We start from the raw sequence: 25,592 nt of genomic DNA, 5'->3' as shown, positions 1-25,592 counted from the left end.
CGAGGACGTACGATGAACTTCTCAGCCTGGTCGATCCGCAACCCGATTGCACCGCTGCTCGGCTTCGCACTGCTGCTCTTCATGGGTGTGCAGTCCTTCTATTCGCTGCCGATCACCCGCTTCCCGAATATCGACGTGCCGGTGGTTTCGATCACGGTGGTGCAGAGCGGCGCCTCGCCCGCCGAACTGGAAATGCAGGTCACGAGAGAGGTCGAGGACGCTGTCGCCTCGATCAGCGGCGTCGACGAAATCTCCTCGACCGTGGTGGACGGCCAGTCGCAGACCGTCGTGATGTTCCGCATCGAGAAGCCGACCGACGAGGCGGTTCAGGACACCAAGGACGCAATCGACCGCATCCGCAGCGACCTGCCGGCCAGCGCCGAGGAGCCGGTCGTTTCGAAGATCGACGTCGAGGGCCAGGCCATCCAGACCTTTGCCGTCTCATCGCCCAACATGACCCTCGAGGAGCTCTCCTGGTTCGTCGACGACACCATCAAGCGCGAACTGCAGGGCCAGCCCGGCATCGGCCGGATCGACCGCTACGGCGGTGCCGACCGTGAAATCCGCATTGCCCTCAACCCGGACAAGCTCGACGCCTATGGCATCACCGCCGTCGACGTGAACAATCAGCTGCGCGGCACCAACGTCGATCTCGGCTCGGGCCGCGGACAGGTGGCAGGCAACGAGCAGACGATCCGTACGCTGGGCGACGCCCGCACAGTGGAGCAGCTGGCCGACACGACGATCGCGCTCTCGGGCGGACGCTTCGTCAGACTGGCGGAAATCGGCACCATCGACGACACCTACGAGGAGCAGAAGTCCTTCTCGCGCTTCAACGGCGTCCCTTCCGTCACCTTCGCCGTCTTCCGCGCCAAGGGCGCCAGCGAAGTCTCGGTGGCGGAGACGGTCGGGGAAAGCCTCGCAACCGTCCGCGCCGCCTATCCGGACGTCAACATCGAGATGGTCGACGATTCCGTCTACTTTACCTACGGCAACTACGAGGCGGCGCTGCACACGCTGATCGAAGGCGCGCTGCTGGCCATCGTCGTGGTCATGCTGTTCCTGAAGAACTGGCGCGCGACCGTCATTGCCGCCGTCGCCCTGCCGCTTTCGGCGATCCCGACCTTCTGGGTCATGGAGCTGCTCGGGTTCTCTCTGAACCTCGTCAGCTTCCTCGCCCTGACGCTCGCCACCGGGATCCTCGTCGACGACGCGATCGTCGAGGTCGAGAACATCGCGCGGCACATCAAGATGGGCAAGACGCCCTATCGCGCCGCCCTGGAAGCCGCCGACGAAATCGGGCTGGCGGTCATCGCGACGAGCTTCACGATCATCGCCGTCTTCGTGCCCGTGTCCTTCATGCCGGGCATTCCCGGCCAGTATTTCATCCAGTTCGGCCTGACGGTGGCCTTCTCGGTCGTCTTCTCGCTGCTGGTGGCGCGCCTCATCACGCCGCTGATGGCGGCCTACTGGATGCGCGCCGAAGACGCGATGGATGACCACCAGGACAACGATGGCCGCCTGATGCGGGCCTATACTTGGATGGTGACCGGCACCACGCGGAAGTGGTACATGCGCTATGCGACGCTGCTCGGCGCAATCGCATTCCTCGTGGGGTCGCTTGCGCTTTTGGCCCAGGTCCCCGGCAGCTTCCTGCCGCCGGAGGACTCCTCGCGCATCGTGCTTTCGGTCGAACTGCCGCCGAATGCGACGCTGGACGAGACGGCAGAGACGACCGATCGCATCTACGAGGTGACGCGGGACCTGGAGGGCGTCGAGGGCGTCTTCATCCTGGGCGGCGCATCACCGAAGGGCGACCTCGAGCTTCGCCGCGCCACCGTGCGCGTCATCCTCGGGAACATCGATCACTCGCTGTTCAAGACGCTCGTCAACAAGGGGCTCGGCTCCATTCCGTTGCTCGGCGACATGATCCCGAAGGTTCCCGATCACGGACGCACGCGCCCGCAGTGGGAAATCGAGAGGGAGCTGCTGGCCAAGCTGCAGTCCATCCCGGACGTGCGCATCTCCAAGCTCAACGACCGCGCCGAGCGCGAGCTCAGCTTCAACTTCCTGTCCTCAAATGAGGAAGACCTGAACGAAGCCGTCAGCACGCTGGAATCCAAGCTGCGCGCATCGCCGATCCTTGCCAACGTCAGCTCGGAAGGCGCGCTGCCCCGTCCGGAACTGCAGATCCGGCCGCGCACGGATGAAGCTGCCCGCCTCGGGATCACGCCTCAGCAGATCTCCGAAACGATCCGCGTCGCCACCATCGGCGATGTCGATGCGCAGCTGCCGAAGATGTCGATCGACGACCGGCAGATCCCGATCCGCGTCCAGGCCTCGCTCGACTTCCGGCGCGACCTCTCGGCGATCCGGGCCCTGCAGATCAAGACCGCGACCGGCGAGACCGTGCCGCTCTACAGCGTCGCCGACGTCGACTATGCGGAAGGTCCGAGCTCCATCCGGCGCAACGACCGTAGCCGCGTCGTCTCCATCGGTTCCGACGTCCCCTTCGGCACCGCGCTCGACACCTCCACGGAGGAATTCAAGCGCATCGTCAGCGAGACGGAGCTTCCCCCTTCTGTCCGGCTGGCCGAAAGTGGCGACGCCAAGGTGCAGGCGGAAATGACGGCAGGCTTCGCCAACGCCATGCTGCTCGGCCTCCTGCTGGTGCTGGTGGTGCTGATCCTGCTCTTCAAGGACGTGATCCAGCCCTTCACCATCCTGCTCTCGCTGCCGCTGGCCATCGGCGGTGTCGCGATCGCACTGATCATCACGCAGAATTCGCTCTCCATGCCCGTGCTGATCGGCATCCTGATGCTGATGGGTATCGTCACCAAGAACGCCATCCTGCTGGTGGACTTCGCCATCGAGATGCGCCGCCACGGCATGGAACGCGTTCATGCCATGGTCGAAGCCGGCCGCAAGCGTGCCCGTCCGATCATCATGACCTCGATCGCCATGTCGGCGGGCATGCTGCCCTCGGCGCTCGGCGTCGGCGAAGGCGGCTCCTTCCGCGCACCCATGGCGATTGCGGTGATCGGTGGCATCATCGTCTCGACCGTGCTCTCGCTGGTCGTCGTTCCGGCCTTCTTCCTGATCATGGATGACATCTCGCTCCTGCTCGGACGCCTCTTCGGCGGCATGTTCGGGAAGAAGGAAGAGGAAGATGCGGCATTCTCCTCCGAGGTGCTCAGCCGCCACGCGCAGGAAGCCTCGCAGTCGATCACCACGCTCGAGGAGCGCGTTGCCTCCATCGAGAAGCAGAACGGCGCCAACGACGACCGCGACAAGGGCGAGCCTGGCTCCCCCGGCTCCAATGTCCTGAGGCTGACGCCCTGGGCGGCGGAGTAGACGGCGGTAAAGCCTGCATCCCCAGTACATCGAAGGCCGGGTCCGTCCCGGCCTTTTTCATGCGCGTCGTCCCGCGTCACATTTGATCGAAGTCAAAAGGCTCCGGCGCTGCTGCTGCTAGATTTCGATCTTCACCGGTGTCTCCAGCAGCCGGATGTGACGATGGAAGATCCGACGGTCCAGATGAACAAGAGCCTCAAAGTGAACAGCCGCGACAAGGCGCTCCTGGTGCGAACACCGTTCATGTCGGCGTTGAGCAACGAGGCTCTGCTCAAGATGCTGAATGCCGCCACGATAAGCAGCCTGCCGGCCCGCCACGTGGTCTTCCGTGAAGGAACCCCTGCCGATCACTTCTACTGCGTGCTTGGCGGCTACGTGCGCCTCTACCGTCTGAACCGGGAGGGACGCGAGGCCGACATCCGCGTCTGCGGCCCCGGCGACACCTTTGCCGAATGCCAGATCTTCGGCGACGATACCTACCGCTTCAACGCCCAGACCGCCGAGAACACCACCTTTGCCCGTTTCGACATCCGCACGGTGCGGACACTTGCCGAGCAGGAGCCGGACATCGCCAAGGCCATCATGGCCTGCCTTTCGCAGCACCTGCTGACGACCATGGACTGCGTCGCCAACGACCGGCTGCACACGGCACAGCAGCGGGTCGCGGAATACCTCCTGAAGAATTGCCCCGTCAGCGGCGGCCCGGCCTCGCTCCGCCTGCCCTTCCAGAAGAACCTGCTCGCCGGCATGCTGGGTCTCGCACCCGAGGCACTGTCACGGGCCTTCTCCTCGCTTCGCCGCATCGGCGTCACCGTCCGCGGCCGCGTCGTGCAGATCGGTGACGTCAGGGCCCTGCGGGACATCTAGCCAGCAGCCTCAGAGGCCGCCGTTCTCCTTCAGGAAACGGACGACATGATCGACGCCCTCGCCGCGCTTGAGGTCGGTGAAGAGATGCGGCTTGGCCTCCCGCATCCGGTGCGCATCGCGATCCATGACGTCGAGATCGACGTCGACATAGGGCGCCAGATCCTTCTTGTTGATCACCAGCAGATCGGAGCGGGTGATGCCCGGTCCGCCCTTCCTCGGGATCTCCTCGCCCTGGCAGGTGGAAATCACATAGATGGTGATGTCGGCGAGGTCCGGAGAGAAGGTGGCCGCCAGATTGTCGCCACCCGATTCGATGAAGACGATGTCGAGGTCCGGGAAGCGTTCGTTGAGCCCGGCTATCGCCTGCAGGTTGATCGTCGCGTCCTCGCGGATGGCGGTGTGCGGGCAGCCGCCCGTCTCTACACCAACGATCCGGTCCGACGAAAGCGCCTGCATCCGCACCAGCGCCTCGGCGTCCTCGCGGGTGTAGATGTCGTTGGTCACAACGGCGACCGAATACTCGTCGCGCATCGCCTTGCAGAGCTTCTCGGTGAGCGCTGTCTTGCCGGAGCCAACCGGGCCGCCGATGCCGACGCGCAAGGGACCGTTCTGGGATTTCATGGTGTTTCCTTTCGTCAGAAGGCTCGTCCCTCAGGAGCGGAAGAGCCTGGAATGCTGTGTCTCGTGGCGAAGCGAAGCGATCTCCGCCTGGATGCAGGAGGTGCCGAGGTCGTCGAGCGTGGTGGAGGCGGCACGCGACGCCACCGTGACGATCTCCTCCTCCAGGGCCGCCAGGACCGCCACGCCCTCGGACTGGCCGCAGACGCCGAGCCGGATGCCGGCCGATGTCATCTGGGACACTGCCGCATGCAGATAGGCCGCCATCGCATCCTCTGCCGGCACCGCCTGGGCCCCGGCGACGCTGCCGACCGCAACCGGAAACGGCAGGTCGTCCGGCAGGCGCGTGAAGACGCCATTGGGCCAGGCTTTCGCGGCACCGACGAAGGCCCGCCCCAGCGACAGTGTTTCCAGGTATCGTTCGGCCGAGCCGGCCAGCGCCAGCCCGAGGTCGGCCGCCTCACGAAGATCGGCCTCGCTCTCTTGACTGCGCCAGGCATGGCAGAACAGCACCGCATCGTTCCAGAGCGCCCCGTGGCGCAGGAGCGTCGCAATCCAGCCCTGCAGGCCGGTCGCATCCGCCACCATCCGATCATGCACCGCCCGCTCCAGCCCGCCGGAATAGGCAAAGCCGCCGATCGGAAAGGCCGGCGACATCCAGGCCATCAGCCGGAGCAGCGCCTGCGTGGCAAGCCCTTCACCCATGCGCGTCAGCCATGCGCATGATGGTCATGGCCGCCATGGGCGTGATAGGCACCGCGCACCGGGTGGAAGGGCTCCTCCACTTCGGCGACCGTGGCACCCAGCCCCTCCAGCATCTGCCGGATCACGTGGTCGCGCAGGATGAGAATGCGTCCCTCCTCGATCTGTGCCGACAGATGGCGGTTGCCGAGATGCCAGGCGAGCTCGATCAGGTGCAGCGGGTCGCGCGGCTTGATCTCGAAGAGCTTCTCGGAAGCGGCCGCGATCGCGACGTTGCTGCCGTCGTCGAGGATCAGCCGGTCGCCGTCGGCAAACAGCACCGCCTCCTTCAGGTCGAGCATCACCATCCCGCCGTTCGACAGATGCAGCACCTTGCGGCGCAGATGGCGCAGGTCGTGCGGCAGCGAGATTGTATCGACCGGCGGATCGGTGATGACGCCCGCCTTGTGATGGGAATGGATGTACTGCATCAGGAACTCCGGTCAGTTGAAAAGCGTGAGCGAGAAGGTAAGCGTCTGCGGCAAGGGGTTCCAGAGGCCGGTGCGCACCCCGGAAGCCCTCAGCGCCTGCGCCGTCCAGGTGTTGCAGCCGAGCAGCGCATTGAAGGCACCCTTCGCCTCGAAGAAGCGGTCATACGGTCCATATCCCGCGTCCGGGATCGCGGCAACGGCATCCGGCGCCTGCGCAAAGCTTTCGCGGATGAACACCTGCAGCTGTTCGAACTCCTCCAATCCAAGTTCGAGCGCGGTGACCGCAGGATGCCCTTCGTCGAGTTCGCCGGTGACGTCGACATGGAGCACGGAACTGTCGACGGTCAGCGCCCGAAAGACGGGCATCGGTTTCAGATCGCCCCAGGTCGGCGTTTCGAGATAGAAGGCCCGCCCGCCCCAGCCGATGATCATCCACCGGGCGCCCGGTTCCGCGACAGGGACGCCGGACCGTTCGAGGAAGGCGAAGGCGGCGCGCGTGTCGGCATCGAGCGGGATGGCGATATCGGTGTGGATCGGATTGGACAAGACGAGAATCCGCCGGGTCTCACCACCTGTGTCTTCCGCCGCCTGCGACCACAAAGGCAATGGGATCAGGGCACCGGCGGCGACTGCACCGACGATGATCAGGATCACCGCCAGCAGCCGCCGCAGCACTCTCATCATGCGGTTGCCTTGATCTCTCGGTGCCACCTCAGAACAGGAAGTAGCGCTGCGCCATCGGCAGAACGGTGGCCGGTTCGCAGGTTAGAAGCTCGCCGTCGGCGCGCACCTCGTAGGTTTCCGGATCGACCTCGATATGCGGCGTCAGCGAATTGTGGATCATCGAGGCCTTGGAGATGGACCGCGTGTTCTTCACCGCCAGCAGTTTCTTGGCGACGCCGAGGCGCTGCGCCAGCCCGGCATCGAGCGAGGCCTGGCTGACGAAGGTGACCGAGGAATTGGTGCGCAGCTTGCCGTAGGCCGCAAACATCGGCCGGTAGTGCATCGGCTGCGGCGTCGGGATCGAGGCGTTCGGATCGCCCATGGGGGCTGCCGCAATCGATCCACCCATCAGGATCATCTCCGGCTTGACGCCGAAGAAGGCCGGGTTCCACAGCACCAGATCGGCGCGCTTGCCGACTTCCACCGAGCCAATCTCGTGCGAAAGACCGTGAGCGATCGCCGGATTGATCGTGTATTTGGCGATGTAGCGGCGGACGCGGAAGTTATCGTTCTCGCCCTTTTCCTCGGCCAGCCGCCCGCGCTGGCGCTTCATCTTGTCGGCGGTCTGCCAGGTGCGGATCGCCACCTCGCCGACGCGGCCCATGGCCTGGCTGTCCGACGAGATGATCGAGAAGGCACCGATATCGTGCAGGATGTCCTCGGCCGCAATCGTTTCCTTGCGGATGCGGCTTTCGGCAAACGCGATGTCTTCCGGGATCGACGGCGACAGGTGATGGCAGACCATCAGCATGTCAAGATGTTCGGCCAACGTGTTGATCGTATAGGGCCGCGTCGGGTTGGTCGACGACGGGATGACGTTCGGCAAGCCGCAGACCTTGATGATGTCGGGCGCATGACCGCCGCCCGCGCCTTCCGTGTGGAAGGCATGGATGGTGCGGCCCTTGATGGCTGCCACGGTGTTCTCCACGAAGCCGGACTCGTTCAGCGTATCCGTGTGGATCATCACCTGCACGTCGTATTCGTCGGCGACCGTCAGGCAGTTGTCGATCGCGGCCGGCGTCGTGCCCCAGTCCTCGTGGAGCTTCAGCGAGGAGGCGCCCGAAAGGATCATCTCCTCCAGCGGCGCCGGCAGCGAGGCGTTCCCCTTGCCGGCAAGCGCCAGATTCATCGGAAAGCCGTCGAAGCTCTCGATCATCCGCTCGATGTGCCAGGCGCCGGTGCAGGTGGTGGCAAGCGTGCCGTGTGCCGGGCCGGAACCGCCGCCCAGCATGCAGGTGATCCCGCTCATCAGCGCTTCCTCGATCTGCTGCGGGCAGATGTAGTGGATATGCGCATCCATGCCGCCGGCTGTCAGGATCTTGCCCTCGCCGGCAATCGCCTCCGTCGAGGGGCCGACGATGATTGTCACGCCCGGCTGCGTGTCCGGATTGCCGGCCTTGCCGATCGCATGGATGCGGCCGTCCTTGAGGCCGACGTCGGCCTTGTAGATGCCGGTGTGATCGACGATCAGCGCATTGGTGATGACGGTATCGACGGCACCCTCGGCGCGGGTTGCCTGGCTCTGGCCCATGCCGTCGCGGATGACCTTGCCGCCGCCGAACTTCACCTCTTCGCCATAGGTGGTGAAATCCTTCTCCACCTCGATGAAGAGCTCCGTATCGGCAAGGCGCACCTTGTCGCCGACGGTCGGGCCGAACATCGAGGCATAGCTGGCGCGGGACATCTTGTGGGGCATGGCAAATAGACCTTGTGAAATCGGAGACGGTCGAAACGAAGCGATAAGGCGGCGTCAGTTGTCCGTCAGATCCGTGAGTTCCTTCAGTTGCTCGGTGCGCTGGCGCGTCAGATCCGCCTGACAGGCGTAGATCAGCATCGGCTCCATCGAGCCACCGCGGGCCTGGTAGCCGTAGGAAGCGCAATGGGCATCGCGAAACGCCACCCAGGCGCGCTGCGCCGCAACCAGCGCTGCATCGGCGCCCCGAAGATCCGCCATAGCATCCGCGTCGGCAGCCTTCGTCGCCTGACGCGACTGCTTGTACTGCGCGTTCAGAAGCTCATCGGCAGCGGCGAAATCCTGCTCCGCGCAGTAGGTCATCTCCATCTGCGTCTGCGCGTCCTCGCAGTTGACCTCGGGGTCCTGCGCCTGCACGGCGAAGGGCAGAAGCAGAGTGGCCATAGCAATCAGGAGAGATCTCACAGCGCACCCATGATCTTCTGCTGGAAGCCGTAGACCCGGCGGTCGCCGCCGAACGGGATGAGCGTCACCTGCCGCGTCTGCCCCGGCTCGAAGCGGACAGCAGTCCCGGCCGGAATGTCGAGGCGCATGCCGCGGGCCATGTCCCGGTCGAAGGCAAGCCCCTCGTTGGTCTCGAAGAAATGGTAGTGGCTGCCGACCTGGATCGGCCGGTCGCCGGTGTTGGCGACCTCGATCACGATCGTCGGCCGGCCGACGTTCAGCTCGATTTCGCCTTCTGCGGCAATGACTTCGCCCGGGATCATGAATCGATCTCCCAATCTCTTAACGTATCGGTTCATGGACGGTGACGAGCTTCGTCCCGTCCGGGAAGGTGGCCTCCACCTGCACGTCGTGGATCATCTCGGCGATGCCCTCCATCACCTGATCGCGGGTGATAACATGGGCGCCCGCCTCCATCAGGTCGGCAACCGAGCGCCCGTCGCGGGCCCCCTCGACGACGTAATCGGTGATCAGAGCAATCGCTTCCGGATGGTTGAGCTTGACGCCCCGCTCCAGCCTGCGCCGCGCGACCATGGCGGCCATGGATATCAGCAGCTTGTCTTTTTCTCTCGGCGTGAGGTTCATGTTCGTCCCAATAAAATCAGATGTTCCAGACCTTCGGCACCGCGGCGCCATTACGCAATACGGCAATTGCCGGTACCAGCAGTTTTCTGAGCTCAAAGCCGCTGGAGGCCACGAGCCGCACCACGAGCTTCCCTTGCCAGTGGCTTGCCCCGCCGACCGCACTGCCCAGGCTCTCACGCACTCTCGGCAGCAGGGCCTCGGCCATGGGGCCGATGTAGAGGAGCGTCGCGAAGGCGGACTGGCCACCGAGCGTCGCCGGGAGGCCCGACAGGAGATCGATCTCGCCGTCGAGCCGCATGTCCTCGGCGTGCACGAGGTGTTGGCCGCGCCGGATCCGCCAGCGGTCGCGGAAGAGGCCGCGCTTCAGCGTCTCCCCCATGGCCCGGCGTCCCATCAGCACGGCTTCGACAGCCAGGAACTCGGATGTCTCCTGGAGATCCACGTCCAGGCGGCGGCTGAGGGCGGACTGGTCGAAGAGGATGGTTTCCTGCGGCATCCAGTGCACGGCAGCCTGATGGCCGACGGTGATCCGGGTGCTCAGGGAGGCGGTATCGGCGGAGGCCCTGTAGACCTTCTCGTTCGCCTGCGTCGTCACCGTCAGCCGGGTGGATTCAGAGGCGGCGACGGACCATTCGATCACGTCGCCGCCTGTCAGTCCCCCTGACGTGTTGATGAGGATCACCTCCATCTCGGGCGAAAAGGTCTCAGGCAGGCGAATCTTCGCGCAACCCTCCTGGTAGAACTCGGCAAGCCGTGTGCGGCCGTCGAAGAGCTTGGTTACAAGGCGCCCTTTGCCCCTTGCCCGCTGCGGCGCGCCTGGATTGGCTGCTCTTTGCTGCTGCACGTCGTCCCCTGTGGATCGGCGCCGTCCAGCGCGCTCGTTGCGGCGGCCGTGCAGGGCTCGATCGCCTTGGCCGCGGCGGGCGCGACCGTGGCAACCATGTCCGACCTGTCGGCCTTCTGGAAGAAGTCCCACATTCGGGCGGCAGGATCAACACTTGGATTGAACGAAGGCTGCTTGGCGGAGGCGACCTTGACGATGCCGGCCTGCGCATCGGCATTGGCCGCCATCACGGCGTCCTTCGGGCTGGGCTTCGGCCAGGCATGCGTGCCGTTCGCAAACACGTAGGAGGCGATGCGTGCGCCGTTCTTGCAGGTGTCGTAGATGCCGTAGCTGACGCCGTCGGCACTTTCGACCTTGGCGCCGCCGTTGCAGCCCACAAGTTCGCTCCAGCGCTGCACGGCCGTCTTGAAACCATACTGCCAGTAGGCCTTGCCGCCGCCCGCATAGGGGTTGGCGGTGTCCTTCTCGCCGGCAAAGGCCATGATCGAGATCGGGCGCGCCGGCGAACAGCTGCCCGGCCGCCACTGGCCGTCGATCTCGACGGGTGCCCCTGCCCGCAGCGAGTGCACGAAGCCGGCAGCGGCAAAATCACCGTGACCGCTGCAGATGTAATGGGAGAGCATGCGCCCGCCGCCGGAATAGCCGGAGGCGTAGATGCGATCGGGATCGACACAGAAATCCTGCTTCACCTTGGTGAGCGCCGAGGTGATGAAGCCGACCTCGTCGAGCCCGCCTTGCGCCTGCGTGACGAGCGGCACGTTCCAGGCGTAGGTCCCTTCCATGTTGCCCGGCAGGCTGCCTTGCAGCGCAACGACCAGAAAACCGTTCTTCTCTGCAACCGTATCCCACGAACTCCGGTTCAGCTGCCCCTGCGGGTTGCTGTCGCTGCCGTGGAAGTCGAACACCACCGGCAGCTTTTCCTCGCCCGTATAGGAGGCGGGAACGAAATAGACGCCGGAGCGGGTCTCATCCGTGGAAGGGATGCTGAACGCGTGACGGCCGGGCTCCAGGGGCTGGCCGCATCCTGCAGCCAGGGCCGCACCGGAACCGGCGCCCAAGAAAAAGGCCCCGACTCCGATCATGCGAGTAAGAGCGATCAGGGGATGAAAACCAGCAATGCGGGCAAATGCCATCTAGCGCCTCAAAAAGTGGGGTGCAGGAGAGTCTCACGGTCTGCGGTATGCTCTGAAACCGCAGCGGTGATAGCATAAGCCGGTAAAGCTTAAAACGATTCAAACGAATAGAAGCTATGCGACTATCGACCCTAAACAGTAAGATGGCGCCTTGCTTCTGCCGTATCTAGCGTTTCGGCAAGTCCCTGGTGCACAATCTCGCCACGATCCATGATATAGACTTGATCCGCGAGTTCCCGGCAGAAGTCGAGGTATTGCTCCACCAGCAGGATCGCCATGCCGGTCGAATCCCGCAGGTAGCGGATGGCCCGGCCGATATCCTTGATGATCGACGGCTGGATGCCTTCCGTGGGCTCGTCGAGCACGAGGATCCTTGGCCGCATCACCATCGCCCGACCGATCGCCAGCTGCTGCTGCTGCCCGCCCGACAGATCGCCGCCACGTCGCGTCAGCATGCTGCCGAGGACGGGAAACAGGCTGAAGATCTCGTCCGGAATGAATCGATCCTTGCGGTCGAGCGGTGCAAACCCGCTTTCGAGGTTTTCCTGGACTGTCAGGAGCGGGAAGATCTCCCTGCCCTGCGGCACATAGCCGATCCCCTTCTTCGCCCGTGCATAGGGCGCCATGCCGTCGAGCGAAGCATCGCCGAAGGAGATCCGGCCGGCGCTCACCGGATGCTGACCGGTGATGGCGCGCAGCAGCGAACTCTTGCCGACGCCGTTGCGGCCGAGCACGCAGGTGATCTTCCCCATCTCCGCCGTCAGCGATACGCCCCGCAGCGCCTGGGCCGCGCCATAATGAAGGTTGATGTTGTCGACAGTCAGCATGATCACCGCCCCAGATAATTCTCGATCACCTTCGGATCGTTCGACACGAAATCGATCGACCCTTCGGCGAGCACCGATCCTTCCGCCAGACACGTCACCTTGACGCCGAGATCGCGGATGAAGCCCATGTCGTGCTCGACGACGACGACGGAGCGGATTTTTGCGATGTCGCGCAGCAGGATGGCGGTTTCGGCCGTCTCCGCATCCGTCATGCCGGCCACCGGCTCGTCGACCAGCAGCAGCTTCGGTTCCTGGGCGAGCAGCATGCCGATCTCCAGCCACTGCTTCTGGCCGTGCGACAGGTTGGCGGCAAGCTCGGTCTTGCGGTGGGTGAGCCGGATGGTGGAGAGGATCTCCTCGATCCGGTCGCGATCCTCGCCCGACAACCGGTAGAACAGCGTCGCGAAGACGCCGCGCGAGCGGTTGAGCGCCAGCTCCAGATTGTCCCAGACGGTATGACTCTCGAACACCGTCGGCTTCTGGAACTTGCGGCCGATGCCGAGTTGGGCGATGTCCGCCTCGTCACGCTTGGTCAGATCGATCGAATCCTCAAACAGCACCGTGCCGCTGTCGGGCCGCGTCTTGCCGGTGATGATGTCCATCATCGTCGTCTTGCCCGCCCCGTTGGGGCCGATGATGGCCCGCAGTTCGCCGGGCTCGACGACGAAGGAGAGCGAGTTCAGCGCCTTGAAGCCGTCGAAGGAGACGGAGACGCCGTCGAGATAGAGCAGGCTTTTGGATCTGGTCTCTGCAATTGTCGCCATTACGTCACTCCGCAGCCTGCGGCAGGACGGTATCGTCCCTGCCCTTTTCCCGGTCGGCAGCCGCCTTCATCGCCTTGCGGCCGTTCCAGCCATGCTGGATGGTTCCCACGATCCCTTTCGGCAGGAAGAGCGTCACGGCGATAAACAGCCCGCCCAGCGCATAGAGCCAGAACTCCGGAAAGGCGCCGGTGAAGAAGCTCTTGCCGGCGTTGACGAGGATGGCGCCGATGATCGGTCCGATCAGCGTGCCGCGCCCGCCGACCGCCGTCCAGACCACCACTTCGATGGAGTTGGCCGGCGCAAATTCGCCCGGGTTGATGATGCCGACCTGCGGCACGAAGAGCGCCCCGGCGATCCCCGCCATCATGGCGGACACCACGAAGGTGAAGAGCTTGATGTTTTCCACCCGAAACCCGAGGAAGCGCACGCGGCTTTCCGCGTCCCGCACGCCGACCAGCACCTTGCCGAACTTCGAGCGGACGATGGCCGAGGCAATCAGCAGGCAGAGCGACAGCATGAGCGCCGACAGCGCAAACAGCACGGCGCGCGTCCCGTCGGCCTGGACCGAGAAGCCCAGGATGTCCTTGTAGTCCGTCAGGCCGTTGTTGCCGCCAAACCCCATGTCGTTGCGGAAAAAGGCGAGCATCAGCGCATAGGTCATCGCCTGGGTGATGATCGACAGATAGACGCCGTTGACGCGCGAGCGGAAGGCGAACCAGCCGAACAGGAAAGCGAGCAGCCCCGGCACCACGAGCACCATCAGCATGGCGAAGGGGAACATGTCGAAGCCGTACCAGAACCACGGCAGTTCGTTCCAGTTCAGGAAGACCATGAAGTCGGGCAGCACCGGATTGCCGTAGACGCCGCGGCTGCCGATCTGGCGCATCAGATACATGCCCATGGCATAGCCGCCGAGTGCGAAGAAGGCGCCGTGGCCGAGCGAGAGGATGCCGCAGTAGCCCCAGACAAGATCAAGCGCCAGCGCCAGGATCGCGTAGCAGAGGTATTTGCCCATCAGCGACACGACGTAGGTCGGGATATGGAAGGCACTGTCCGGTGGTACCAGCAGGTTGAGCACCGGCACCAGCACGGCGACCGCCAGCAGAACGCCGATGGCAACGATGATCTTGCCTTCGAGGGCGCGAAGAATAAAGCCGGTGATCATGCTTCCACCGCCCTTCCCTTGAGTGCAAAGAGACCGCGCGGCCGCTTCTGGATGAACAGGATGATCAGCACCAGCACGAGGATCTTGCCGAGCACCGCGCCGACCGACGGTTCGAGGAACTTGTTGAGGACCCCGAGCGTCAGGGCCCCGACCAGCGTGCCCCAGAGATTGCCGACGCCGCCGAAGACCACGACCATGAAGCTGTCGATGATGTAGCTCTGCCCGAGGTTCGGCGAGACGTTGTCGATCTGGGAGAGGGCGACGCCGGCGATCCCGGCAATGCCGGACCCCAGCGCGAAGGTGAAGGCATCGACCCAGGGGGTGCGGATGCCCATGGAGGACGCCATGCGCCGGTTCTGCGTCACGGCGCGCATCTGCAGGCCGAAGGCCGAGCGCTTCATCAGCGCCAGCAACGCGAAGAAGATCGTCAGCGAGAAGACGATGATCCACATGCGGTTCCAGGTGACGGTCATGCCGCCGAGCGCAAACGAGCCGGACATCCACGACGGATTGCCGACCTCCTGGTTGGTCGGGCCGAAGATCGAGCGGATCGCCTGCTGCAGGATCAGCGAGATGCCCCAGGTGGCGAGCAGCGTCTCGAGCGGCCGGCCGTAGAGGAAGCGGATGACGCCGCGCTCGATGGCAAGGCCGACAAGCGCCGTGACGAGGAAGGCGACCGGCAGGGCGATCGGCAGCGACCAGTCGAACAGCTGCGGCGCATTGGATCGGATGACGTCCTGGACGACGAAGGTGGAATAGGCGCCGAGCATCACCATCTCGCCATGCGCCATGTTGATGATGCCCATGACGCCGAAGGTGATGGCAAGCCCGATGGCCGCGAGCAGCAGGACGGAGCCGAGCGACACGCCGTACCAGACGTTCTGCGCCATGTCCCAGAACGCAAGCTTGCTCTCAAGCCTTGCGATCGCCGCATCGAGATCCTCCTGGAGGGACGGATCGATCGTACCGGCGGACGACATCAGGATGCCGATCGCATTGCGTCCGCCGAGGCTGGCAATCGTCTCGATGGCTTCGCGCTTGGCCTCCGGCGGGCGGTCGGAGGAGAGGAGCGAGACGGCACGGGCCTCGACCATGCGGGCCTTGACCTCGGGATCGGTCTCGCGCTCCAGCGCCGCCTCGACCAGATCGAGGTTTTCGGCGCTCGGGGAGGCAAGCACGGCGCTCGCCGCCTGCAGGCGCGTGTTGCGATCGGGGCTGAGCAGCGTCAGCCCGCCGAGCGCTGAGCGGATCACGCGCCGCAGGTTGTTGTTGACCCGGATCTTGCTCATGGCGCCCTTGGCGACCTCACCGGCACTTTCGCCCGTCAGCGGATCGATCAGCGCGAGCTTGGAGCCGGCCGCCTGGGTGATGAACACGGCGTCGTCGGACTTGCGGGCGTAGAGATCCCCTTCCGCAAAAGCCTCGAGCGCCGCCACCACGCGGGGATCTCCGGAGGCCGCCAGCTGCCCGACGATCTCTTCCGCCTGCTTGAAGTTGGCGTCCGCAAGCGAGTCGAGGAGCGCCTTGCTGTCGGCCTGCGCGAACGCTGGTGTGCAAAGGGAGAGAAAGAGACAGGCGAGACATGCCCGAAGCAGAGATTTGAAGATCATGACAGCGCCCTTGTCCGTCTTGTTCGCGTCGTCGTGATGGAGACGGCGCCACCTGTGAGAGGCATCGCGCAAGTTACCCCCTCTGGCCTGCCGGCCATCTCCCCCACAAGGGGGAGAGGAGTTGCGGCACCGCATCGCCCCCCCGGAACGTCGAATTCAGGCAGAACGGCCGCGGCAACAAAACCCCTCCCCCTTGTGGGGAGGGGTTGGGGAGGGGTTTGAGATCAGCTGCCCTTGCCGCCGCACTTGCCGGTGGCGACGTTGAAGTTGCCGCACTCCATCGGCTTGCGCCAATCGGAGATCAGGTCCTTGGAGTCCGGCAGGTAGTCGGACCATTCGTCACCGACGACGGCGGCCGTTTCCTGGACGATCTCGAACTGGCCGTCGGACTGGATCTCGCCGATCAGCACCGGCTTGGTGATGTGGTGGTTCGGCATGACGGTGGAGGTGCCGCCCGACAGGTTCGGCACGGAGACGCCGATGATGGCGTCGAGAACGGCGTCGGTGTCGGTGGTGCCGGCGGCTTCCACGGCCTTGATCCAGGCGTTGAAGCCGATGTAGGCGGCTTCCATCGGATCGTTGGTGACGCGCTTCTCGTCCTTGGTGAAGGCGTGCCAGGTTTCTATGAACTCGGCATTCACATCCGCATCGACGGACTGGAAGTAGTTCCAGGCGGCCAGATGGCCGACGAGCGGCGTGGTGTCGAGACCGGCGAGCTCTTCTTCACCGACCGAGAAGGCGACGACCGGAATGTCTTCCGCCTTGATGCCCTGGTTGCCGAGCTCCTTGTAGAAGGGAACGTTGGCATCGCCGTTGATGGTGGAGACGACGGCGGTCTTCTTGCCGGCGGAGCCGAAGTTCTTGATGTCCGTCACGATCGTCTGCCAGTCGGAATGACCGAACGGCGTGTAGTTGATCATGATGTCTTCCTCGGCCACGCCCTTCGACATCAGGTAGGCCTTGAGGATCTTGTTGGTCGTCTGCGGATAGACGTAGTCGGTGCCGGCCAGAACCCAGCGCTCGACGCCTTCCGTCTCGGCGAGATAGTCGACCGCCGGAATGGCCTGCTGGTTGGGAGCGGCACCCGTGTAGAAGATGTTGCGCGAGGATTCCTCACCCTCGTACTGGACCGGGTAGAACAGGATCGAGTTCAGCTCCTCGAACACCGGCAGGACCGACTTGCGCGACGACGAGGTCCAGCAACCGAACACGGCGGCGACCTTGTCCTGGGAGATCAGCTGGCGGGCCTTTTCGGCAAACAGCGGCCAGTCGGACGCCGGATCGACGACGACCGCCTCGATCTGCTTGCCGAGCACGCCACCCTTCTTGTTCTGCTCCTCGACCAGCATCAGCATGGCGTCCTTGAGCGTCGTCTCGGAAATGGCCATGGTGCCGGACAGCGAATGCAGGACACCGATCTTGATCGTGTCTTCCTGCGCAAGCGCACCGTGGAACGCGGTCGTCGACAGCGCGGCAGCGAGCAATGCGCCGCCGAATTTTGCGGAAATCTTCATGATCGAACCCCTCTTCTTGTTCGTTTGCAGCCGGAAGTGAAAACCTTAACGGTTGCTGAACGGACTATCGGGTGCTGCACCGCAAAACCGTATACGTCGTTTGACGTACCAGAGGGGGAGAAGGGGGAAAGGCGGGACGCACAGCCCGACGCGGACGTGTTGACAGCCGGCGTGCGCGGCGTGAAATGGCGTCGACGCGGGAGGGACAGATGGACGTCATGACGATCGGCTTCACCAAGACCAATGCCGAGGGTTTCTTCGGCCGGCTCCGCAATGCGGGGGTCAGGAAAGTGATCGACGTGCGCCTGCACAACACGTCACAGCTGGCAGGCTTCGCGAAGTCCGAGGACCTTGCCTACTTCCTGCGCGAGATTTGCGGCACCGGCTACGTGCATGAGCCCGACCTGGCGCCGACGGAAGACATCATGACCCGCTTCAAGAAGCAGAAGGGGGACTGGGAGGTCTTCCAGCGCGACTTTCTGAACTTGATGTCCGATCGCAGGATCGAAAACCGATACAAGGCGGAGGAGTTGGCGGGCGCCTGCCTTCTCTGCTCGGAAGACAAGCCGCACCACTGCCACCGCAGCCTGATCTGCGACTACCTGAACGGAAAGTGGGGCGGGAGCCTTTCCGTCCGGCACCTCTGATCCTCCGTCCGAAGGGCTTGCAAATCCAAGGCGCCCGCAGGAGAGTGCCCAAACGGCAGTCACATCACAACGAGCGCTAGATATTAGGCATGGCCGCACGGCAACGCATCATACCGGTCCGTCGGGAGTATAACCGCTGGGTCGCCGACCAGACGCTGGAGGACTACGCGCTGCGCTTTACGGCCAAGAGCGCGCGGCGCTTTTCGTCGAACCGCATCTCGCACACGGCAATCGGTGCCATCTCCTTCCTGGCGCTGGAAGCGATCGGCGGCACGATCACCCTCTCCTACGGCACCACGAATGCCATCTACGCCATCATCGTCGCCGCGGTCGTCATGCTGGTCGTCGGCCTGCCGATCAGCCGCTATGCGATCCGCCACGGCGTCGACATCGACCTGCTGACCCGCGGCGCAAGCTTCGGCTACATCGGCTCGACGATCACCTCGCTGATCTACGCCAGCTTCACCTTCATGCTGTTTGCGATCGAGGCCTCGATCATGACCGGCGCGCTGGAGCTTGCCTTCGGCATACCACCCTGGATCGGCTACATCATCAGCGCCGCCGTCGTCATCCCCCTGGTGATCTACGGCGTCCGGCTGATCTCCCGCTTCCAGCTGGTGACGCAGCCCTTCTGGATCGTCCTCAACATCCTGCCGTTCATCTTCATCGCCTTCCTCGACTGGGAAAAATTCGACCTCTGGCGCGCCTTCGCCGGCATCGACCATTCCAATGCGCAAGCCTCCGGCGTTGCCCCCTTCAACCTGCTGGAATTCGGCGCCGCCTCGGCGGTCATCCTGGCTTTGATGCCTCAGATCGGCGAGCAGGTGGATTTTCTGCGCTTCCTGCCGGCCGAAGGCCAGCGCAAGTGGCGCCACCGGCTGGCTGTCTTCCTGGCCGGTCCCGGCTGGGTGGTCGTCGGCGTGCCGAAGCTGCTGGCCGGCTCCTTCCTCGCCGTGTTGACGCTGTCGACCGGCTTTCCCGCTCGCGAGGCCGCCGATCCGGCCCATATGTATCTTGCCGCCTTCGGCTATATGATCCCCAACGAGACCGCGGCACTGCTCCTGATGGCGGCCTTCGTCGTCGTCTCGCAGCTGAAGATCAACGTGATGAACGCCTATGCCGGGTCGCTCGCCTGGTCGAACTTCTTCTCGCGTCTGACCCACAGCCATCCGGGACGCGTGGTCTGGCTGATCTTCAACGTCGCCATCGCGCTGCTGCTGATGGAGCTCGGCATCTACCGGCTGCTCGAAGCGACGCTCGGGATCTTCTCGATCATCGCCATGGCCTGGCTCTGCACCATTTCCGCTGATCTCTTCATCAACAAGCCGCTCGGCCTCTCGCCGCCCGGCATCGAGTTCAAGCGGGCGCATCTCTACGACATCAACCCGGTTGGGCTCGGCGCCATGACCGGATCGGCGGCGATCGCGCTCGCCGCCCATTTCGGCCTCTTCGGCTCGGTCATGGCCTCGCTCTCCACCTATCTGACGCTGATCGCCTTTCTGCTGTCGCCGGCGCTGGCCTTTGCAACCAAGGGCAAATTCTACCTGGCTCGCAAGCCGCGCCACAGCTGGAAGAACCTCACCTCGATCACCTGCTCGATCTGCGAACACCCCTTTGAACCGGAGGACATGGCCTGGTGCCCCGCCTATGCGGCACCGATCTGCTCGCTCTGCTGCTCGCTCGACAGCCGCTGCCACGACATGTGCAAGCCGAAGGCGCGCCTCCACGCGCAGGTTGGCGTCGTTGCCCGCACGCTCCTTCCGCTGACGGTGGTAACGAAGCTGACGACAAGGCTTGGCCGCTATGCGATCGCCGCCGTCCTGTCGATCTCGGTGATCGGCGTGATCCTCGCGATGATCGGCTATCAGGCAGGCCTTGCGGCGCCGGCCAATGCCGAGGTGATCTACAGCACGATCTTCATCGTCTTCTTCGTCTTCGCCGTCATTGCCGGCATCGTCTCCTGGTTCTATGTGCTGGCCCACGACAGCCGGGTGGTGGCGGAGGAGGAATCCTCGCGCCAGAACACCCTGCTGCTGCGCGAAATCGCCGCCCACAAGAAGACGGATGCCGCCCTGCAGCAGGCCAAGGAAACGGCAGAAGCGGCGAACCGCGCCAAAAGCCGCTACGTCGTCGGCCTGTCGCATGAACTGCGCACGCCGCTCAACGCCGTGATGGGCTATGCCCAGATCCTCGAGCGCGACGCCAGCATTCCTGCACCGCGCCAGTCGGCGATCAAGGTCATCCGACGCTCCGCCGACCATCTCTCCGGTCTGATCGACGGGCTTCTCGACATATCCAAGATCGAGGCCGGGCGGCTGCAGGTCTATTCGAACGAGATCAACATCCAGGATTTCCTCGACCAGATCGTCGAGATGTTCGGCCTTCAGGCACAGGCGAAGGGTTTGCGCTTCGAGCACGAGCGGGCTCGGGCGCTGCCGCAATATGTGCGCACCGACGAAAAGCGCCTGCGCCAGATCCTCGTCAACCTCTTGTCCAATGCCATCAAGTTCACCGATACCGGCACGGTCCGCTTTGACGTCACCTATCGCAGCCAGGTGGCCACCTTCACCGTCGGCGATACCGGCCGCGGCATCGCCGAAAACGACCTCGGACGGATCTACGAGCCCTTCCAGCGCGGCGAGGCGGAGACGATCAAGCCCATGCCGGGCCTCGGCCTCGGCCTGACGATCACCCGGCTTTTGACCAACACGCTGGGCGGTGACATATCGGTGGAAAGCGTCAAGGACGAAGGCTCGACCTTCCGGGTCCGGCTGATGCTGTCGGCCGTCGACAGGCCCAGTACGGCAGCGGCACCGGAGCGCCGCATCGTTTCCTATACCGGCCCGCGCCGCACGATCATGGTCGTTGACGACAACGAGGACCACCGCGACCTGATGCAGGAGGCGCTGGCGCCGATGGATTTCGTCGTGCTGACCGCCGCGAGCGGGCCGGACTGCCTGACGCTGATCGAGGGCGTGAAGCCCGATCTCTTCCTCGTCGACATTTCGATGCCCGGCATGAGCGGCTGGGACCTGGTGACGCGCTTGCGCGAGGGCGGACAGACGGCCCCGATCGTCATGCTGTCGGCCAATATCGGCGATGGTACGGCGGCCAAGGCGGAAGGTCATAACGACGCCATCGGCAAGCCGGTAGACATGCGCCAGCTGAGCGATCGCCTAGCCGCCCACCTCGGCCTGACCTGGATCTACGAGGACGAACTGCAGACGATTGCCCCCCCTGCGCGGAGCGCCCTCATTAGTCCCGGAGAAAATCACCTGCAGGACCTGTTGCGGCTCGGCGAGATCGGTTACGTCCGGGGGATCGAAAGCAAGCTCGCCGACCTTGCGCAGTCGGAGGCCAACCGCCCCTTCGTCGCCGAGCTGGGGGTCTACGTGCAGGCCTTCGACTTCGACGGCTACAGGACATTCCTCAACCGATTCAGCGGAGAACACGCAACCGATGGCTGACGCAGCCCTGCCCCGCGACATCGTCCTTTTGGTCGACGACAGTCCCGAAGCCCTCGGTTTCCTGACCGAGGCGCTGGAGCAGTCCGGCTTTTCCGTGCTGATCGCGACCTCCGGACAGGCAGCGCTCAACATCGTCGAGCGCATCACGCCCGATCTGATCCTGCTGGACGCGATCATGCCCGCCATGGACGGCTTTGCCACATGCCGACGGCTGAAGGGCAATCCGGCCGTGTCGCAGGTCCCGGTGATCTTCATGACCGGCCTGACGGAAACCGAACATGTGGTGAATGCGCTGGATTGCGGCGGCGTGGACTACCTGACGAAGCCGATCAACATCGACGAACTGCGGGCCCGCATCCGCGTCCATCTCGCCAATGCCCGCTCCGCCCAGAGCGCCCGCGTGGCGCTCGACGCCGCCGGTCGCCATCTGCTGGCGGTCAAGGGCGACGGCAGCATCCACTGGTCGACGCCGCAGGCGACGCGGCTCGTGAATGCGGCCACCGGCAGCGACGACGGGCTGGAAGCGGTCGCCCACCACATCGCCTCCTGGCTCGGCGCCCGCGAACAGGCCGGCGCCTCGCGCGACGGCAGCTTCTCGCTCAGCCTCAAGGACGAGGCGGGCCTGCATTTCACCTTCCTCGGCGCCATCGGCGCCGACGAGTTCCTGTTCCGGCTGACCGGCTCCAGCCAACGCGCCGGCGCCGACGTGCTGCGCCAGCATTTTTCGCTGACTTTGCGGGAATCGGAGGTTCTCGAATGGATCGCCAAGGGCAAGTCGAACCGCGACATCGGCGACATCCTCGGCCTGTCGGCCCGCACGGTGAACAAGCACCTGGAGCAGATCTACGTGAAGCTCGGCGTCGAGAACCGCGCCTCCGCTGCGGTGAAGGCGGCGCAGGTGATTTATCTGGCGTGACCACGACCGGTTCAGGCCCGCGTGAGGAGGAACTCCGGTGCCGCGGTCATGCCACTGTGCCAGAGCCGGGTGCACGAACGTCAGCGATCGGCTTCCACGGCCAGTTTTTTGACCAGAACCAAGGACAGTATCGCAGCAATGAATAGAAACACCGCACCGACAATCCATGCGATGGGTGTCGAGTAAATCTCGGCGACACTTCCGGCCAACACCAGACCCAATGCGGCCCCCAACTGCTGTACAAGCGATCTCAAAGACAGCATGGTCGACCGCTGACGGTCTTCTACGCAACGATGCAGAATGCTGCTCGCAGGTGTCTCGCTGACGCCAAGCAACACGGAATACAGGACAAAAACGGTCACAAAGCCCAGGATATTGTCCTGGAGTGCCAATGCGATCTGAACGCCTGCCAGGCATGCAAAAGTCGCTGCCAGCGTCATTGCGTGCTGCCGCTTGAAGATCCGGCTGATGTACGGAGACAGAGATGCGCCAAAAGCGATGGAGAAGAAATAGGTCGCGGTCACGACACCAATGACGGTGTTTGCATAGCCCGCGTCCACCATCGGCTTTGCGTGGGTTGGCCAGATCACCTCGACTGGGTTGGTGGCCATCAAGAAGAACGCCAGCGTTGCCAATAGAACCGATAGTGCAGGATGTTTCAGAGCAAGAACGCCCGCGTCTTTGATCACCAACGGAACGTTTGCGAACCCCTGCCTGAGTGCACCGGGGTCCGCCGAACGTGGTTTTTCGACAATGGCCAACACCGTGAAAACAAACACGCCCAGCATCACACCAAAGCTTGCTGCATAGGACACATCATAGATGCTGAAACCGATGCTTTCCGCGACCGAGCCGAAAATATCGGGCAGAAGGCCACCGAGGACCGCGCCAGTGGCCAACCCGACAGCATTGGCCCATTGCGCTTTGGCCAGCGCGGGCTGGAGATCCACATTTGGCGCGGCGGCTTTGAAGGTTTCGACAAACCACGCATCAAGCGTCCCCGACCGAAGCGCACGTCCGAAACCGATGAACGCAAATGAAACTGCGAGAACATAGAAATCGCTGGTTGCGAGAAAGAGCCCGAGCGAAATCAAGCTGGCGACGACTGCCATCAGAAAGACCGGCTTGCGTCCAATACTGTCTGCCAAGCCACCGAACGGCAGCTCCATCGCCATAGTCGTGAGCGAATACACCCCGAAGAGAAGCGATATTTGAAAGAGGTCCATGCCTCGGTCGGTTAACGCCAGAGCAACAACGGCAACCGTCAGACCCATCGCAAGACGATCAAGAAACTGGTGTATCTGAAACACCCGAATGTGCCGTCGTGCCGAACGGGTTAGCGCTACGAAGGAAAACTCTGTTTCTGTTGCCATGTTTGCAACATCGACATTTCTGCCACCATGCACAATGCCAAAGGTGGATCAGGACCGATCCCACGCGCTTCTGCGCCGACTGGGGCGATACCAGATCGCGGCATCGAATTGAATGCAGGCATGCAGAACAAAAAAAGCCCGGCCGAAGCCGGGCTTTTCTCAATTCAGACTGCCTTGCGGCAAACCTTAGTCAGCCATCTGGACGTAGGTGAAGTTGCCGTCGGCACCCTTCTTCCACTCGTACATGACGTAGCCCGGCAGCTTCGGGTCGCCCTTTTCGTTGAAGCCCATGTCGCCGAGCGCGGTCGGGAAGGTGTTGGCCTTCATCGCTTCGGCAACGGCCTGCGGGTCGTTCGATCCGGCAGCCTTCGTGGCGCCATCCAGCACCTGCATCGCAGCGTAGGAGTACAGCGTGTAGGCTTCCGGCTCGAAGCCGGCTGCGCGGAACTTCTCAACGAGCTCCTTGTTCTGCGGCGCCAGACGCGGGTCCGGGCCGAAGGTGTTGAGCGTGCCTTCGACGGCGTCGCCGGCGATCGAGGCCAGTTCGTTGGAAACGATACCGTCACCCGAAACGAGCGTTGCATCGAGACCCTGGTCGGCAGCCTGGCGGATGATCAGGCCGGCTTCCGTGTGGAGGCCACCCCAGTAGATGATCGAGACGCCGGCTTCCTTCATCTTGGCGATGAGGGCGGAGAAGTCCTTGTCGCCGGTGTTGACGCCTTCGCGGATCACTTCCGTGACGCCGGCGGCATTCATCGCCTTCTTGGTTTCTTCGGCAAGACCTTGGCCGTAAGGCGTCTTGTCGTCGATGACCGCAATCTTCGCGTCCTTGAAGTTTTCGGCGAGATAGGCGCCGGCAATGCCGCCCTGTTCGTCGTCGCGGCCGCAGGTGCGGAAGGTGTTCCACAGGCCGCGCTCGGTGAAGACCGGGTTGGTCGATGCCGGCGTGATCTGCAGGATGCCGTTCTCTGCGTAGACTTCCGAGGCCGGAATGGAAACGCCGGAGTTGAAGTGGCCGATGACGAACTGCACGCCGTCAGACACGAACTTGTTGGCGACCGAAATGCCCTGCTTCGGGTCGGACACGTCGTCGCCGAGCACGATGCGGATCTGCTCGCCGTTGAGGCCGCCAGCCGCGTTGATGTCGGCAGCTGCCTGCTCGGCGCCCTTCTGAAGCTGCGCTCCGAAAGCTGCGTTCGGGCCCGTCAGAGGACCTGCCACGCCAACCAGCACCTCTGCCCAGGCGCTGCCGCCGAAGGCGACGACGGCTGTCAGTGCGACGGCGGAAAGAAGAGACTTCTTCATTATGTTACTCCCAGTTTTATAAGCGGGTTGGATTTCGAGCCGGCCGCGATACCCACTGTTGTCGCGTCGGAAACTGTTCCACTCTAAGGTTTCGTCGCTTTGAACCTTTGCCCAATCTGAGGACAGATTTTCGCGACTGTCAATCTTTCTTCTTCCATGAGAAAGCGGAGGTTTGTTCGTAGAGCCAGTAGTAGTTGTCGACCATCTGCCGTGTCCGGCGCATCCGGAATCCGATCGTCGACAGCACCAGCAGAAGCACGAAGTCGATGAGGTAGTAGAAGGGGCTGACGAACGGTCCCTCGAACAGCGAAAAATGCAGGAAGCGCATCACGAAGGCGAGCAGCGCGGTATAGATCACCACGGTGACATAGCCTTGCCAGCCTTCCGCGACGGCCCTGCCGGTGCGCCACGCCGTCCAGAAGCCGATCAGCAACACGAGGACGCGCAGCACATAGCGGACGCCGGTGTCGGTTTCGAAGAATAAACCCTGCATCTCAATCTCTCCCTGACG

Annotated in this window: 23 protein-coding genes; 5 read left to right on the top strand and 18 right to left on the bottom strand. The window is 63.7% G+C overall.

Going from position 1 to position 25,592, the window contains the following annotated elements; genetic code table 11:
* Window positions 1-12 precede the first annotated feature (12 nt).
* Complete coding sequence (locus tag EO99_RS0101490) at window positions 13-3,354, top strand: efflux RND transporter permease subunit (protein ID WP_029616877.1); 3,342 nt, start codon at window positions 13-15, stop codon at window positions 3,352-3,354.
* Window positions 3,355-3,516: 162 nt separating this feature from the next.
* Window positions 3,517-4,221 (top strand): Crp/Fnr family transcriptional regulator, encoded by a 705-nt coding sequence (locus EO99_RS0101485; protein ID WP_235776731.1) that lies wholly within the window; start codon window positions 3,517-3,519, stop codon window positions 4,219-4,221.
* A gap of 9 nt (window positions 4,222-4,230) precedes the next feature.
* Here the strand turns inward: EO99_RS0101485 and ureG are convergent, their stop codons facing one another.
* From ureG to urtA, 15 genes are all read right to left on the bottom strand, one after another.
* Window positions 4,231-4,842, bottom strand: coding sequence for an urease accessory protein UreG (ureG, locus tag EO99_RS0101480; RefSeq protein ID WP_029616875.1), 612 nt, complete (start codon window positions 4,840-4,842; stop codon window positions 4,231-4,233).
* 30 nt (window positions 4,843-4,872) lie between these two features.
* A complete protein-coding gene (locus EO99_RS0101475) occupies window positions 4,873-5,544 on the bottom strand; it encodes an urease accessory protein UreF (RefSeq protein ID WP_029616874.1) in 672 nt (223 codons plus the stop codon).
* A 5-nt stretch (window positions 5,545-5,549) separates the two neighbouring features.
* Window positions 5,550-6,011 (bottom strand): urease accessory protein UreE, encoded by a 462-nt coding sequence (ureE, locus tag EO99_RS0101470; RefSeq protein WP_029616873.1) that lies wholly within the window; start codon window positions 6,009-6,011, stop codon window positions 5,550-5,552.
* Between the two features lie 12 nt (window positions 6,012-6,023).
* Window positions 6,024-6,695 (bottom strand): TIGR02117 family protein, encoded by a 672-nt coding sequence (locus EO99_RS0101465; protein WP_029616872.1) that lies wholly within the window; start codon window positions 6,693-6,695, stop codon window positions 6,024-6,026.
* Between the two features lie 28 nt (window positions 6,696-6,723).
* On the bottom strand, window positions 6,724-8,430 hold the full coding sequence (gene ureC, locus EO99_RS0101460) for an urease subunit alpha (RefSeq protein ID WP_029616871.1): 1,707 nt from the start codon (window positions 8,428-8,430) through the stop codon (window positions 6,724-6,726).
* A gap of 54 nt (window positions 8,431-8,484) precedes the next feature.
* Window positions 8,485-8,871, bottom strand: a complete 387-nt coding sequence (locus tag EO99_RS0101455) for a lysozyme inhibitor LprI family protein (RefSeq protein ID WP_029616870.1) — start codon at window positions 8,869-8,871, stop codon at window positions 8,485-8,487.
* A 17-nt stretch (window positions 8,872-8,888) separates the two neighbouring features.
* Window positions 8,889-9,194 (bottom strand): urease subunit beta, encoded by a 306-nt coding sequence (locus EO99_RS0101450; protein WP_029616869.1) that lies wholly within the window; start codon window positions 9,192-9,194, stop codon window positions 8,889-8,891.
* 19 nt (window positions 9,195-9,213) lie between these two features.
* Window positions 9,214-9,516 (bottom strand): urease subunit gamma, encoded by a 303-nt coding sequence (locus EO99_RS0101445; RefSeq protein WP_029616868.1) that lies wholly within the window; start codon window positions 9,514-9,516, stop codon window positions 9,214-9,216.
* 16 nt (window positions 9,517-9,532) lie between these two features.
* On the bottom strand, window positions 9,533-10,360 hold the full coding sequence (locus tag EO99_RS0101440) for an urease accessory protein UreD (RefSeq protein WP_029616867.1): 828 nt from the start codon (window positions 10,358-10,360) through the stop codon (window positions 9,533-9,535).
* A complete protein-coding gene (locus tag EO99_RS25525) occupies window positions 10,294-11,493 on the bottom strand; it encodes an alpha/beta hydrolase family esterase (RefSeq protein WP_051679639.1) in 1,200 nt (399 codons plus the stop codon). The genes EO99_RS0101440 and EO99_RS25525 overlap by 67 nt, the downstream gene beginning before the upstream one ends.
* 131 nt (window positions 11,494-11,624) lie before the next feature.
* Entirely contained in the window at window positions 11,625-12,320 is a 696-nt protein-coding gene (gene urtE / locus EO99_RS0101430; protein ID WP_029616865.1) for an urea ABC transporter ATP-binding subunit UrtE, read from the bottom strand.
* Between the two features lie 2 nt (window positions 12,321-12,322).
* Window positions 12,323-13,084: an urea ABC transporter ATP-binding protein UrtD gene (gene urtD, locus EO99_RS0101425; protein ID WP_029616864.1), complete on the bottom strand. Its 762-nt coding sequence runs from the start codon at window positions 13,082-13,084 to the stop codon at window positions 12,323-12,325.
* Between the two features lie 4 nt (window positions 13,085-13,088).
* A complete protein-coding gene (gene urtC / locus EO99_RS0101420) occupies window positions 13,089-14,249 on the bottom strand; it encodes an urea ABC transporter permease subunit UrtC (protein WP_029616863.1) in 1,161 nt (386 codons plus the stop codon).
* The gene (urtB, locus tag EO99_RS0101415; protein WP_029616862.1) at window positions 14,246-15,859 is read right to left on the bottom strand and encodes an urea ABC transporter permease subunit UrtB; all 1,614 of its coding nucleotides are present in this window, start codon (window positions 15,857-15,859) and stop codon (window positions 14,246-14,248) included. The genes urtC and urtB overlap by 4 nt, the downstream gene beginning before the upstream one ends.
* Window positions 15,860-16,083: 224 nt before the next feature.
* Window positions 16,084-17,373: an urea ABC transporter substrate-binding protein gene (urtA, locus tag EO99_RS0101410; RefSeq protein WP_029616861.1), complete on the bottom strand. Its 1,290-nt coding sequence runs from the start codon at window positions 17,371-17,373 to the stop codon at window positions 16,084-16,086.
* 209 nt (window positions 17,374-17,582) lie between these two features.
* On the opposite strand from urtA, the gene EO99_RS0101405 reads away from it, so the two are divergent.
* From EO99_RS0101405 to EO99_RS0101395, 3 genes are all read left to right on the top strand, one after another.
* Window positions 17,583-18,020 (top strand): DUF488 domain-containing protein, encoded by a 438-nt coding sequence (locus EO99_RS0101405; protein WP_029616860.1) that lies wholly within the window; start codon window positions 17,583-17,585, stop codon window positions 18,018-18,020.
* Between the two features lie 89 nt (window positions 18,021-18,109).
* Window positions 18,110-21,487, top strand: a complete 3,378-nt coding sequence (locus EO99_RS0101400) for a hybrid sensor histidine kinase/response regulator (RefSeq protein ID WP_029616859.1) — start codon at window positions 18,110-18,112, stop codon at window positions 21,485-21,487.
* Window positions 21,480-22,403, top strand: coding sequence for a response regulator transcription factor (locus EO99_RS0101395; protein WP_029616858.1), 924 nt, complete (start codon window positions 21,480-21,482; stop codon window positions 22,401-22,403). Before EO99_RS0101400 ends, EO99_RS0101395 begins: the two co-directional genes overlap by 8 nt.
* Before the next feature lie 80 nt (window positions 22,404-22,483).
* Here the strand turns inward: EO99_RS0101395 and EO99_RS0101390 are convergent, their stop codons facing one another.
* From EO99_RS0101390 to EO99_RS0101380, 3 genes are all read right to left on the bottom strand, one after another.
* Window positions 22,484-23,776 (bottom strand): MFS transporter, encoded by a 1,293-nt coding sequence (locus EO99_RS0101390; protein WP_029616857.1) that lies wholly within the window; start codon window positions 23,774-23,776, stop codon window positions 22,484-22,486.
* 186 nt (window positions 23,777-23,962) lie between these two features.
* The gene (locus EO99_RS0101385) at window positions 23,963-25,081 is read right to left on the bottom strand and encodes a branched-chain amino acid ABC transporter substrate-binding protein (RefSeq protein ID WP_029616856.1); all 1,119 of its coding nucleotides are present in this window, start codon (window positions 25,079-25,081) and stop codon (window positions 23,963-23,965) included.
* Between the two features lie 139 nt (window positions 25,082-25,220).
* Window positions 25,221-25,574: a DUF6867 family protein gene (locus EO99_RS0101380; RefSeq protein WP_029616855.1), complete on the bottom strand. Its 354-nt coding sequence runs from the start codon at window positions 25,572-25,574 to the stop codon at window positions 25,221-25,223.
* Between the last annotated feature and the right edge of the window lie 18 nt (window positions 25,575-25,592).

The sequence above is a fragment of the Pseudorhizobium marinum genome (assembly GCF_000705355.1).
In the GTDB taxonomy this organism is placed as follows: domain Bacteria; phylum Pseudomonadota; class Alphaproteobacteria; order Rhizobiales; family Rhizobiaceae; genus Neorhizobium; species Neorhizobium pelagicum.
Note: the sequence above shows the minus strand (reverse complement) of the source record. Positions and strands in the feature narration are given on the sequence as shown.